The following is a 13463-nucleotide window of genomic DNA, read 5'->3' on the forward strand; positions in this document are numbered from 1 at the left end:
TACACTTCTCCCTTTTTTCTGTGCAACTCCCCATTATTTCTGTAAACCTCTTCTTTTTCAATTACCTATTTTTAAAATAGCTCGGTTACCTCGTTGCCCTCCAGCTGGATTTCCGCACACTTGAACTGGATTTCCGCGGGCCTCCGCTTTATTTCCGCACACTTCTTTAATAATTCCGTACACTTCTCCCTTTTTTCCGTACAAATCTCCCTTATTTCCGTAAACCTCATCTTTTTAATTACCTATTTTTAAAACTAGCTCCGGTTCCTGGCTGCCCGCGCACATCCTTAATAATTCCGCACACTTCTCCTTTTTTCCGTACCACTCCCCGTGTAAACCCCATTCCCGCACCAATCAAAAAAGCCATCCCGGCCCAAACACCGGAATGGCAGCAAACTACCTATCTTATTTTTTCATCCAACCCATGCCCATCGCACCCTCACCAAGATGGGTACCAATCACGGCGCCAAAATAGCCGATCATAAATTCAACATGAGGATACAAACCCGCTAACTCCTCACGCCACGCCTCCGCCTCTGCCTCACGATTCGCATGAATGATCACAGCCCGGTAATCCGCGCCGTCTGAGACAGCTTCACCTAGTAAATCGACAATCCGTTTTAGAGCCTTCTTCCGGGTGCGAATTTTTTCAAATGGCACAATGACCTTCTCTTCAAAATGCAGGAGCGGCTTCACCTGCAACAAACTGCCAATAAAGGCTTGAGCACTCGACAGACGGCCGCCGCGTTGCAGATTTGACAAGTCATCTACCATGAAATAAGCATCGGCCGATTGCTTCAACTCTTCCAACCGGCTCATAATCCGCTCAGGCGATTCACCGCGTCCGGCCATATCAGCGGCCTCAAGCGCATAAAATCCTTGAACCATGCAGCTGATCTCGGAATCAAACGGATAAACCTTAATCCCTTCAACCATGGTTCCAGCGGTTACCGCGCCTTGATACGTGCCGCTGATTCCGCTCGACAAATGAATACTAATCACCGCATCATAATCTGTGGCTAGCTCCTCAAACAGCTCCACAAACTTCCCGATTGGCGGCTGGGAGGTAGTAGGCAGGCCACTAGTTTTGATTTGTTCAAAAAACGCACTTGCGTTTAAATCGACCTCTTCTTGATAGGCCTCCGTCCCGAAAATCACATTTAACGGGATCATATGTATAGTAAATTGTTCTCGTAACTCCTTCGGTATGTACGCGGTGCTATCCGTGACAATTGCCGTTTTCATAAAAATGTACCATCCTTGTATTTTTGACTATCCTTTTATTTTATATGAAGCCACAAAAAAAGAACACACCCATTTAAGGCGTGCTCCTAAACAACTTTATCTCACTTCGACCCAGCCATTTTTAATCGCAGATACAACGGCTTGGGTGCGGTCATTAACATTCATTTTTTGTAAAATATTACTTACATGGTTTTTGACTGTTTTTTCACTGATAAATAAAGATTCGCCAATGCCTCGGTTGCTTTTTCCATCGGCAAGCATCTGCAGAACTTCACATTCACGGCGGGTTAACAAGTGCAATGGCCGGCGGATATCAAGTGTTTGTACATAACCGCCTCCGGAACGACTGGCAGTGGTGGCCAGTTTGCGGTATTCATTCACAAGGTTGTGGGTAACCTTTGGATGTAAGTAAGAACCGCCATCCGCTACAACACGTACCGCCTCAATAAGAGCATCCGCATCCATTTCCTTTAATAAGTAGCCGCATGCACCTGTTTTTAAGGCATGGGTCACATAATTTTCATCATCGTGAATCGATAAAATAATGACTTTTGTACTTGGATATTTTTCAACAAGTTCACGGGTTGCCTCGACACCATTCATACCCGGCATATTGATATCCATAATAACCACATCAGGCTGGTACTGTTCCACTAATCCTAAAGCATCGCTTCCGTCATCGCCTTCGGCCACAACCTGGAACGACTTTTCGAATTCTAGTATTCTTTTAACACCTTCTCTGAATAGTTGGTGATCATCAATAATAGCAATTTTGGTTGTCATTTGGTACTCCCCCTTATTTCAATTTTATCATTTGCTGCCATAATTTCTTTTAGTTAATTAATGGAACACGAATGAGGACGGATGTTCCTTTACCAATTTTCGAATCATACGTAATTTCCCCTTCAAGCAGGTCGACACGCTCTCTCATTCCAATCATCCCAAAGGACTCAGGTTTCTTAATCGACGTATCGAATCCAACACCATTATCCTTAATGAGTACGGTGACAGCAGAATTGGTAATTTCCAATCTAACGTTGATTACACAGGCATTCGCGTGCTTAAGCGCGTTTTGCACGGACTCTTGGATCATCCGGAACAACGCAACCTCATACTTCGTTGGCAGCCGGAGCTCCAGACCGGCATTGACAAACTCGATCCTTGAGTGGTTATGATATTCTTCGATCGTTTGTAAGTATTTTTTGAGGGTGGGGACAAGGCCTAAATCATCAAGTGCCATTGGACGGAGGTCATAAATAATTCTCCGCACCTCATAAAGCGCGGCCCGCACCATTTTTTTATAGCTGTGAACTTCAGCAAAAGCCTCTTCTGGCCCTCGATCTTTATATACACGTTCAATCAGATCAGAACGCATGATCACATTGGCCAGCATTTGGGCAGGACCATCATGAATCTCCCGGGACAAGCGTTTTCGCTCCTCTTCCTGGGCTTCAATGATTTTCAAACCAAAGTCTTGTTTGGCTTTGGCGGTTTCGATGACTTCCCCGACTTGTTTTAAATCACTTGTCAAGTAATTCATCACCACAGAAATTTGGGAAATAAGCTGGTCGGCGCGGTCAATCGTGTCATCTAACCCAATCAATCTTCGCTCCAAATCATCCCGTTTTTCCAAGAGCTGTTTTTTGTACTGCCAATTAATGGAGAGGTCCATTTGCAGCTGGTGGGCTTTTTCATAGGCCTCACGCACTTCTTCTTCGGTATACTTTTTAAAATTCATACTAACTTCTGATAACATCAGCCGGGCTTGATGAACCTGATCTTCCAGCTGGTTCCCCTCTTCAATGAGCTTAACCATCATATCCTTAATATTTCGAAGTTCCGATGTCATACTCTCATAATCTTGACGGCATTGCTCACCAATTCGAAAGATATCACTTTTACTGCTAGTTACCCTGTCAATCATTTCTTCACGAATTTCATCAATTGACTTTGTATTGACCTTTTTTAGTTTCATTTCATTCCCTCCAGGGTTTTCCCTTAAGGCCCTTAACATATTTTACATGGAATAAAAGCAATTAGCGAACGATAACACTCTTATTGACCTTCTTCTGGGGTGAAAGTAATATAATGATAGTGTTACATTCCTTTTAAGGATACTTTTTGAACCATTACTATTATATCATTCGAACGTTACCACCATATTAAAGGTATATTACAAATATTTTTTTAAAAAAGGAGGGGAGCTTATTATGCTTCCTCGTTACCATACTGTAAAACAGAGCGGCGAACACGAGATTACGATTCAAAAATCACGGTTTATTGCCCATTTGAAAAGAGCTGAAACTGAAAATGAAGCGGTTGAGTTCATTCAAACCATTAAGAAACAAAATTGGAATGCTACGCATAACTGCTCAGCCTACCTCATCGGCGAGCATGACCAAATCCAAAAAGCTAATGATGATGGTGAACCAAGCGGAACAGCGGGTGTGCCGATCCTTGAGGTTTTAAAAAAGCGAAAGCTTAAGGACACGGTGGTAGTTGTTACACGTTACTTTGGAGGCATTAAATTAGGAGCCGGCGGGCTGATCCGTGCTTACGGCAAAGCCACTTCTGAAGGGCTTGATGCGGTAGGCATCGTCGAAAGAAAACTTTCACAAGTCATCCATGCCAAATTTGATTATACTTGGCTTGGGAAAATTGAGAAGGAACTGCGCGCCTCGGATTATAAAATAAAAGAAATACACTACTTAGATATCGTCGAAGTCGAAACGTATGTAGACGAAAGTCAAGTCCAATCCTTCAGAGAATGGATGATTGAACTAACCAACGGCCAATGTACATTAGAGCAGGGTGAAATGCTCTATCTCGAACAAGACTACACAAGAGAATAAATTTTTCCTTAGGTCCATTATAATAGGACCATACCGGCTAGACAATTGGGAAAAAAATTAAGGGGCTCAAGAATCCTGAGTCCCTTGTCCTATTATGAGCGGTCTTTGGCCGTTGTTAATGTTCGTACGATATTCAACAGCGGCTTATGGTCTTTGCCCATTAGGCCAATCTTTTCAGCAATAATTTCGATTAACAAAACGATTACACCGATTAAGACGAGGGCACCGCCAATTCTTGCCTGCGAAAAGATAACGGCAACAAGTCCAAAAAAAGCGGCCATCGCATAAATAAGCAACACTGTTTGCCGATGGGAGAACCCCATTCTGAGCATGCAATGATGGAGATGAGATTTATCAGGAGCTGACAAGGGCTGCTTGTTAATAATTCTTCGGATAATCGCGAAGAGAGTGTCAGAAATGGGTACTCCGAGAATGATGACGGGAATTATAAACGAGATAAAGGTAACGTTTTTAAAACCGAGCAGCGATAATACGGAGATGATAAAACCCAAAAAGAGTGCACCTGTATCCCCCATAAAAATCTTGGCGGGATGAAAATTGTATATTAAAAATCCTAGTGTGCTCATGAGTACGATTAAACCAATGACGAAGACATATAAATATCCTTGAATAAAAGCAATACCTGATATGGAGATTAATGCAATTGATGAAACCCCTGCTGCCAGGCCGTCTAGACCATCGATTAAGTTAATTGCATTCGTAATCCCGACAATCCAAATAATCGTAAAAGGAATGCTTAAAAAACCAAATTGAAGCTGTGCGCCGAACGGAAGATTAATAAAGACAACCTGCAAATTCCCCCACAAAACAACCACGCACGCCGCAGCGAGTTGTCCAATCAGTTTGTATTTAGCCGGCAGTTCTATCAAGTCATCCAAAAAGCCAGTTGCTATAATAATAAAACAGCCAACTAATATCGGTAATGAGGATTGGTTTTCAGGATGCAAGAGGATAATTCCTATTATAAAACTAATAAAAATCGCTAATCCTCCAATCCTTGGCATAACAGATTGATGAACCTTACGTTGATTAGGTCTGTCAGTAGCACCTATTCGAAATGCAAGCTTTTTTATAAGTGGTGTAATAAGAACAGATAGGACAAAACATAATATCAAGGTAAGAAAAAACATATAACATCCTCCTTAAAGATAAGTTTGTCCATTAATGCTGATTCGAAACACGTTAGAAGATGTTAATATCCGGAAATCCTAATTAAAAAATATAAAAAAACAGGCAGCCAAACTAAATGTTGGCCGCCTGTTTTTTTAAAATTATTTATCTCGCACATTCACTATTCTAAAACCTCGGATTAGTTTTAGCAGTGGTTTGTAATCTTCACGGATAAGACCAATTTTCTCGACAATAATCTCAATGGTAATTAAAATCGTGAGTATAATCAGAATTGCCCCAAGAAGCGTTGACTGTGAAAGGATAAATGCTGCTAGTCCAAAAATGGCACTCATAGCATAAATCAATAACACAGTTTGACGATGTGAGAAGCCTGATTTTAGTAAACAATGATGTAAATGCGATTTATCTGGTGCCGATAAAGGTTGTTTGTTGACAAGTCTACGGATAATCGCAAAGAATGTATCAGAAATTGGTACACCAAGAATAATAACTGGGATAACTAATGAAATAAACGTGACACCTTTTAGACCCAATAACGATAGGACACTAATTAAGAAACCTAAAAATAAAGCACCCGTATCACCCATAAATATTTTAGCTGGGTGGAAGTTATAGACAAGGAAGCCCATGGTAGATACAGCAGCAATTAATGCTACAACCGTTACATAAGGGTTACCTGTTATATAAGCCATTCCGGCAATTGCAAATAAGGCAATTGTGGATACCCCGCCAGCTAAACCATCTAATCCGTCGATTAAATTAATCGCATTGGTTATACCGATAATCCAAACCATTGTAAATGGGATACTGAATATTCCAAAGTCTAACCGGCCCCCACCAAAAGGCAAGTTAATAAACTCCACTTTTATACCACCTAATATGATAATCACTAAGGAAGCAAGAATTTGTCCTAAAAGCTTTACCTTTGGTGATATTTCTTTCACATCATCAACTGCACCTGTAAGGATAATAATTAAACTTCCAAGCAGAATCGCTATGTGTACATTTCCATTAGGATGTAAAAGTGGCAAATGAAAATTCTCAATTGGTTTAATAATCAATATTCCTATTATAAAACTTATATAAATAGCCAGCCCGCCTAAACGAGGCATAATTTTTTGATGAACTTTCCTTTGATTGGGCTTGTCAGTTGCTCCAATTTTAAAAGCTAATTTTTTTACGAATGGTGTGAGGAAGATCGAAGCACAAAAACACAAGAATAAAGTTAGATATAACATAAATAGACCCTCCGTGGTTTTATCATTACCTGTTCTTTTAGTGATTTAAACTATAAAAAAAGCCAAATTTCGATAAAATACTCCTTAAGGATTATAGCACAGACTTTTATTCAATGAAACTATTAAATTTACTTTGTAATAAATCTCTAACATTGTAAACTATTTTGTTAGAACACTTCCTTTTTATGTACCCAATAGTTAGACGAATTATGGTGAACTAGGTTACATTCCGCAAAATAATTAATTAAAGCTCTTTTACATAACAATAAGAATATGTATGAAAAAAAGGAATATGTTAAAAAAGTCGATGATACGACTTAAACATATCCCTTTCATTATAACTTATTAACCTTTAATTTCCCTTAAGTATGCTGACAAAGCCTCTTTCCAATTGGGGAGCGGAGTAAAACCTTGATCCATTATTTTCTTCTTACTTAAAACTGAATATTTTGGCCTAGCCGCTGGGCGGGGAAATTGTTCAGAAGTCAATGGATTTACCTTCACATTCACACCAGCTTGGTTAAAAATTTCCACCGCAAACTCGTACCAAGAGCAAACACCTTCATTGGTGGCATGATAGACACCGTATTGATCAGATTCGACTAAATCAATCATAAATCGAGCAAGATCAACGGTATAAGTAGGGGAGCCAACCTGGTCGTGAACAACCCCTAATTCATCGCGCTCTTCTGCAAGACGGAGCATTGTTTTGACAAAGTTATTTCCGTTGATTCCAAATACCCATGCAGTACGAACGATAAAATAACGGTCTAAAGACATTTTAACAAATTCTTCACCCGCGAATTTTGTTTCTCCATAGACACCAAGCGGATGGGTCGGATGGTCTACTTCATATGGCTCGGAAGCTGTACCATCAAAAACATAATCAGTACTTACATAAACCATTTTAGCTCCAACCTTGCTTGCTGCTTCGGCAAGGTATTTTGCACCTAATGCATTCACATTGTAGGCTGTTTCTTTGTCTTCTTCCGCGGCATCGACATTCGTATATGCGGCACAATGTAAAACAGCGTCAGGATTCACGGACTCAATATATGCTTTGACAGCTTGCTCATCAGTAATGTCTAATTGAGTACGATCAATGCCAAATACCTGGTGGTTTCTGGCCGTTAATTGCTTTTCAAGGTCATAGCCTAACTGGCCTTTCACTCCTGTAACAACAACTTTCATTTATTCTACCTCTAATCTCTCACCATATTGGGATTTGAAATAATCCTGATATTCTCCAGAAATGATGTTCTCCCACCATTGTTTATTCTCTAAATACCAATTAATCGTTTGTTCAATGCCGGTATCAAATGTATATTTTGGTTTCCACCCAAGTTCATTTCGTAATTTCGCAGCATCGATTGCATAACGGCGGTCATGACCAGGACGGTCTTTAACAAATTTTATTAACGACTCTGGCTTGCCCAATTGCTTTAAAATAGTTTTAACGATTTCAATATTCGTGCGTTCATTATTGCCACCGACGTTATATACCTCACCATTGCGGCCATTATGAAGAACAAGGTCGATTGCTTGGCAATGGTCTTCAACATGAAGCCAGTCACGTACATTTAAGCCATCCCCATAAACAGGAAGCTCCTTGTCATTTAAAGCATTAATAATCATTAATGGAATCAGCTTTTCAGGGAAATGGAAAGGTCCATAATTATTTGAGCAGCGTGTAATATTCACTGGTAAGCCAAACGTTTCATGATAAGCACGAACAAGCAGGTCTGCACCAGCTTTACTAGCACTATAAGGGCTATTAGCTGCTAATGGGGTTTCCTCAGTAAAATAGCCTGTTTCTCCTAAGGTTCCATAAACTTCATCTGTCGAAACTTGAAGGTATTTCTTTACGCCAATTGTCTTAGCCGCATCAAGAAGGGCAAGCGTCCCCTGGATATTCGTTTGAACAAAGATTCCCGGATCCGTAATACTTCTGTCTACATGTGATTCAGCAGCGAAATTAATGACATAATCAAACTTCTCTTGTTGAAATAGTTCACCGATAAATTCGCGGTTTGCAATATCACCACGAACAAATTTGTAATTCGCTGCATTTTCGATGTCCTTTAAGTTCTCAAGATTTCCTGCATAGGTCAGTAAATCAAGATTTACGATTTGATAGTTTGGATATTTATTTACCATATAGCGGACAAAATTGCTGCCAATAAAACCAGCTCCGCCTGTGATTAATAATTTCATTAGTTGCCTCCTATTTCTCAAACATAAAATTTAGATTTTTTGCTTCTGCTAATGTTGGGTGCTTGGTATCCTTATCAGAAAGAATAGGATTCGTCGTTGGCCAATCAATGCCTAATGCAGGATCATTCCAGAGGATGCCCCCATCATGCTCAGGCGAATAATATTCGTCTACTTTATAAGCCACGGTGGTATCGGGAACAAGTGTACAAAACCCATGCGCAAAACCTTTGGGAACTAACAGCTGACGTTTATTATGTTCACTTAAAATCACGCCGACCCATTGTCCATATGTAGGAGAACCTTGTCGGATATCGACCGCAACGTCATAAATGGCTCCTGTTACACAGCGAACAACCTTTGTTTGTGCTTTTGGATTTAATTGAAAATGTAACCCGCGTAAAGTTCCAACAGGAGCTGAAAGGGACTGATTGTCCTGAATAAAATCAAAGTTTAAACCTAATTGTTCAAAAATATTTTTATTATAACTTTCCATAAAGTAACCGCGATGGTCACCGAAAACCTTTGGTTCTAAAATTTTCACTCCAGATAGCTTCGTTTCAATAACGTTCATTAGTGATACCTCATTTCAATTCTTGAGTTGCTACTTTTAGTAAATATTGACCATATTGATTTTTCATTAATGGCTCCGCTAATTCTAATAACTTATCTTTTGTTATATAGCCCATTTTATATGCAATTTCTTCTAAACAGGCAATTTTTAAGGACTGCCGTTTCTCCACTGTCTCAATAAATTGCGATGCCTCTAATAATGATGCATGTGTACCGGTATCTAACCAAGCATAACCGCGTCCAAGCAGCTCTACATTGAGTTCCCCCATATCTAGATAAGCCTTGTTAATGTCGGTAATTTCAAGTTCACCACGCGGAGAAGGCTTGATGTTCTTGGCAATCTCTACAACCCGATTATCATAAAAATAAAGTCCGGTCACTGCGTAGTTAGACTTAGGCTCTAAAGGCTTCTCTTCAATTGAGACGGCTTTACCTTCGCTATCAAATTCAACCACACCGAAACGCTCTGGATCGTTTACGTAATATCCAAATACGGATGCCCCAGTTTCCCTAGAAGCTGCTCTTCTTAATAGATCGGTTAGTCCATGGCCATAAAAAATATTGTCACCTAGTACTAGGGCAACATTGTCATCACCAATAAATTCCTCACCGATTAAAAATGCTTGTGCTAACCCGCCAGGATGTGGTTGAATTTTATACGAAAAATTCATTCCTAAATCGGAACCGTCTCCTAAAATTTGCTCAAAACGTGCTGTATCTTCTGGGGTAGAAATAATTAAAATATCCTTTATCCCTGCCAACATAAGAACAGAAAGCGGATAATAAATCATTGGTTTGTCATACACAGGTAATAATTGCTTTGAGACTACCTTTGTTAACGGATAAAGACGTGTACCACTTCCACCTGCGAGAATTATTCCCTTCATTTTTCATTCAGCTCCCATTCAAGGTTATTTATGCCTATAAACATTTTAAAAATATGTAATTCCTACTATTTATCCATCGCTTTAAAAATTAAGGAGGTTCTTTTTTATTTTTCTTAGCGTCTTAGCAGACTTTTATAAACAAAGCCCCTAAGAGAATTAGGAAGTATTCTGACAGCTCCCCTAGTAATAACATTCTTGATAAACGTTTGTCTATCAATAAAATTCATTTTTAAAAATTCTTTTTGCAGTACCATTTCATTTTTGAAATATTTTAGTCCCCCGCGTCGGTTGAACATATCTGCACCAGCACGAGCATAGACTAAAATTTCTGGTATATTCATTATTTTTATATGACTATTTAACATTCTTCCCCATAAATAATAATCCTCGTTCCACATTAAGGTCTGATAGCTGCCAGCTTTTAAAACAGCATCTCTCCAGTAAACGACAGTCATATGATTTAACGGGCATCGTGTTTTGGCATATTGTAAAATCTCCTCATAGCTGGCAGGAACTTTACGAATCGATTCTATTTTTTCAACATCTTCTTCAAATTCACCGATCCAAGATCCAAGAACTTGTACATCAGGATTATTTTTCATAAAGTTTATTTGTTTTTCAAATCGTTGTGGATGACATATATCATCACTATCCATTCTTGCGATTAAATCATAACTACATTCCTTAATCCCTATCTCCAAGGCTTTTCCTAACCCCATATTTTGTTCTAGTTCAACATATTTAAATAAATCTGGGTCTGCCTTTTTATATTCATTTAATAATTGATACAATTCATCCGTGAGTTTCCCATCAAATACAATTAAAATTTCAGTTGGTCTTAAGGTCTGACGTAACATGCTTTCAATTGATTCTCTTAAATACTCGGGTTTTTCCTTAAAGTATACGGACATAAGAACTGAAAAGTTCATTATTTCAACTCCATTTTATTCATGACTTTGTATCCTGACGATACCTGGCCGGTCGCCATTAATATTTCCTTTAACTCCCCTCAGTGCATCCATCGTCCCTTTTACCATAAATTTAAAACGGACCGCTCTTGGTTTTACAAACAGGCTAAAAAAGAAAAACTTAAAAAGTAAAATGGGAATATATTTCAGTTTAAAATTTAAAGGCACGTAAGACCTTTTAAACATTTCCAGGGTGTTGCGGAACTGATAGTAATGTCTGATTGGAGAAGGGACCCCAATACTCTTACCTAAAAAGTGGTACCTGTCCTCCCCTAAACGGTGGGCCATTTTCACATCATTCGTAACATAGGTTGAATAGCCATGTTTTTCTGCCCGCCAACACCACTCATAATCAACTAAATCAATAAATAAGTCTTCTTCCATACCGCCAATGCCTATAAAAGAATCCTTTGGAATTAAGGAACCAGAACTTAAGGTTTGCGGGACTTTAATAATTCTTTCATTATCTGAACTGTAATTGTGATAGACAGCGTCTTCCGATTTATCACGATCATACGCTAATGGTCCAATGCAAGCGATCTTTTTATTTTGGGTTAATAAAAAATTATATTCGTTTACTAATTTTAACACCGTATCTTCCATCAGTTTACTATCCTGATCTAATTGAAAAAAAGCCTCATAGCCCTTGTCTAAGGCCCATTTCATCCCAATATTCTGTGCAAAGGCGATCCCGTAGTTTCCCTTGTTAGATAGGACATGAAACTTTTTATTCTCTTGGAAAGCCAGAAGCTTTTCCTGGAGGGATGCATCGGTAGAATTATCAACAATGCAGATTCCTCCAACTTGATGAACAACTGATTCCATATTTTCCTTTAGCTCTTCAATATTAGGGTTATAGGTAACAACAATTGCACATACGTTTTCTATATTTATCATGCTATCAGCCATTAATAAATTTCCCTTTCCTGTTGAATAAGCCATCTTTTATCCCTTTAACAATATACCGAAATCGGCTTAACCTGGGGGAGATTAGTAAAGAGTAAAGGAAAAATTCGATACTTCTTTCAATTAGTGCTTTTATCTTCCAATATCGTGGAACATAATCCCTTTTCAAAAGAAAAATGGTGTTTCTAAATTGATAATAGTGTCTGATAGGAGCAGGGATTAATAAATTATACGAATTTAAAATTTTTATATTTTTCTGCCCAACCATATGTCCCATTCTAGCCCGTTTACTACTAAAAACTCTAAAGCCATATTTCCTTGCTCTCCAGCACCACTCAAAGTCAACTAAATCGATAAATAAAGCTTCATCCATCATCCCAATTTGTTTGACAGCCTCAGCTGAAATTAATTTCCCAGAACTAATCAAAACATCTTTTTCTACAAAATCTTGACTTAATTCTACTCCCTTATTTACTAAGGGCTTATAGGTTTCATTTGTGTTTTTATTAAAAATATCCGGACCCAAGCAAGCTACTTTTATCCCTTGATCATTCAGAAATTGAATACCTGAAGAGAGTTCCTTCACGAGATTTTCGGGTGGATTACTGTCCTGATCCAGCAGCAGGATGCCATCAAAATTTTGTTCCAATGCCATTTTGATTCCGACGTTATGCGCCGCGCCAATCCCCAAATTCTCCTTCAAAGAAACCCATTCAATTTTACTTGCATGATCACTATTATTTAAAAAGTCGTGATTAACTGGCTTTTCACTATTATCAACTATGATTAATTTCTCAACTTGTCCAACAATGGCATTAATATTAGAGGAAAGTTCTTCTATGTCAGGATAGAAACAAACCATAACAGCACAAACCTTAAATTTTCGATTCACTGTTATAACCTTCTTTTAGATATAGTTTACTTAATGAATTTAATACAATCAGTACCATAATATTGGTTGCATCAAATAAATAAGGATTCGAAAAAGCATATACTACATAAGCAAGATAAATTAAATAGACAAATTTATTTCTCCAAAATTTAATAATAAAGGTAACCTTTGTAATCAGGAAGAAAATAAAATACAAAACGCCAACCTGATTGAGAATATAAATTGTTTGTAATTCGTAATAGTAGTAATTGCGGTAGTCGCGGTAGTCTGAGATTACATTAATTAAATTCCCTAAACCCTGACCAAATAGTACGGAGCTAGTTGTCTCCCTTAAATTATTAATAAGATGAATCACTTGGTCAAAACGAGTTGGAATCGAACGTTGCATTTTCAGAAGCAACAAACTCTGAAAATAAGGGTATATTACAAATGCAGCCACGCAGAGAAATACTAAAACAGTACCCGCTGCCAAAAATATTCTCGATCTACTTTTTAATAAATTTTTCAAAAAAGTAGATACTTTTTTATTAGAAAAAAAT

At 38.4% G+C, this 13463-nt stretch carries 15 protein-coding genes and 1 pseudogene; 1 reads left to right on the forward strand and 15 read right to left on the reverse strand.

The genetic code is table 11. The annotated features are described in order from the left end of the window. Positions 1–57 precede the first annotated feature (57 nt). The 5 genes from V7077_RS09855 to V7077_RS09875 all read right to left on the reverse strand — a co-directional run bounded on the left by V7077_RS09855 (position 58) and on the right by V7077_RS09875 (position 3220). Positions 58–204 carry a hypothetical protein gene (locus tag V7077_RS09855; protein WP_335500902.1) on the reverse strand — a complete coding sequence of 49 codons (147 nt, stop codon included), beginning with the start codon at positions 202–204 and terminating at the stop codon, positions 58–60. 34 nt (positions 205–238) lie between these two features. After that, a complete protein-coding gene (locus V7077_RS09860) occupies positions 239–367 on the reverse strand; it encodes a hypothetical protein (RefSeq protein WP_335500904.1) in 129 nt (42 codons plus the stop codon). Between the two features lie 38 nt (positions 368–405). Further along, entirely contained in the window at positions 406–1245 is an 840-nt protein-coding gene (locus V7077_RS09865; protein WP_335500906.1) for a DegV family protein, read from the reverse strand. Positions 1246–1341: 96 nt separating this feature from the next. Then, positions 1342–2028, reverse strand: a complete 687-nt coding sequence (locus V7077_RS09870) for a response regulator transcription factor (protein WP_335500908.1) — start codon at positions 2026–2028, stop codon at positions 1342–1344. Positions 2029–2077: 49 nt separating this feature from the next. Further along, the gene (locus V7077_RS09875) at positions 2078–3220 is read right to left on the reverse strand and encodes a sensor histidine kinase (RefSeq protein WP_335500910.1); all 1143 of its coding nucleotides are present in this window, start codon (positions 3218–3220) and stop codon (positions 2078–2080) included. A gap of 235 nt (positions 3221–3455) precedes the next feature. On the opposite strand from V7077_RS09875, the gene V7077_RS09880 reads away from it, so the two are divergent. Beyond that, positions 3456–4097, forward strand: coding sequence for a YigZ family protein (locus tag V7077_RS09880; RefSeq protein WP_335500912.1), 642 nt, complete (start codon positions 3456–3458; stop codon positions 4095–4097). A 92-nt stretch (positions 4098–4189) separates the two neighbouring features. On the opposite strand, the gene V7077_RS09885 is transcribed toward V7077_RS09880, so the two are convergent. The 10 genes and pseudogenes from V7077_RS09885 to V7077_RS09930 form a co-directional block, all read right to left on the reverse strand. Then, a complete protein-coding gene (locus V7077_RS09885; RefSeq protein WP_335500914.1) occupies positions 4190–5248 on the reverse strand; it encodes a glycosyltransferase family 4 protein in 1059 nt (352 codons plus the stop codon). Positions 5249–5389: 141 nt separating this feature from the next. Further along, positions 5390–6487, reverse strand: a complete 1098-nt coding sequence (locus tag V7077_RS09890) for a glycosyltransferase family 4 protein (RefSeq protein WP_335500916.1) — start codon at positions 6485–6487, stop codon at positions 5390–5392. Between the two features lie 345 nt (positions 6488–6832). After that, positions 6833–7678 carry a dTDP-4-dehydrorhamnose reductase gene (rfbD, locus tag V7077_RS09895; RefSeq protein WP_335500918.1) on the reverse strand — a complete coding sequence of 282 codons (846 nt, stop codon included), beginning with the start codon at positions 7676–7678 and terminating at the stop codon, positions 6833–6835. After that, a complete protein-coding gene (rfbB, locus tag V7077_RS09900; RefSeq protein WP_335500920.1) occupies positions 7679–8701 on the reverse strand; it encodes a dTDP-glucose 4,6-dehydratase in 1023 nt (340 codons plus the stop codon). It lies immediately after the preceding gene. 10 nt (positions 8702–8711) lie between these two features. Continuing rightward, positions 8712–9272 (reverse strand): dTDP-4-dehydrorhamnose 3,5-epimerase, encoded by a 561-nt coding sequence (gene rfbC, locus V7077_RS09905; RefSeq protein WP_335500922.1) that lies wholly within the window; start codon positions 9270–9272, stop codon positions 8712–8714. Between the two features lie 10 nt (positions 9273–9282). Then, positions 9283–10158: a glucose-1-phosphate thymidylyltransferase RfbA gene (gene rfbA / locus V7077_RS09910; protein ID WP_335500924.1), complete on the reverse strand. Its 876-nt coding sequence runs from the start codon at positions 10156–10158 to the stop codon at positions 9283–9285. A gap of 113 nt (positions 10159–10271) precedes the next feature. Beyond that, the gene (locus V7077_RS09915) at positions 10272–11087 is read right to left on the reverse strand and encodes a glycosyltransferase (protein ID WP_335500926.1); all 816 of its coding nucleotides are present in this window, start codon (positions 11085–11087) and stop codon (positions 10272–10274) included. A 15-nt stretch (positions 11088–11102) separates the two neighbouring features. Beyond that, positions 11103–12035, reverse strand: a complete 933-nt coding sequence (locus tag V7077_RS09920; RefSeq protein ID WP_335500928.1) for a glycosyltransferase family 2 protein — start codon at positions 12033–12035, stop codon at positions 11103–11105. Then, the gene (locus V7077_RS09925) at positions 12028–12924 is read right to left on the reverse strand and encodes a glycosyltransferase family 2 protein (RefSeq protein ID WP_335500930.1); all 897 of its coding nucleotides are present in this window, start codon (positions 12922–12924) and stop codon (positions 12028–12030) included. The genes V7077_RS09920 and V7077_RS09925 overlap by 8 nt, the downstream gene beginning before the upstream one ends. After that, positions 12908–13463: pseudogene (locus tag V7077_RS09930) on the reverse strand (hypothetical protein); the annotation flags it as partial. The pseudogene V7077_RS09930 and the gene V7077_RS09925, both read right to left, overlap by 17 nt.

Source organism: Neobacillus vireti, assembly GCF_036962465.1.
GTDB classification, from domain to species: Bacteria; Bacillota; Bacilli; order Bacillales; family Cytobacillaceae; genus Neobacillus; species Neobacillus vireti_B.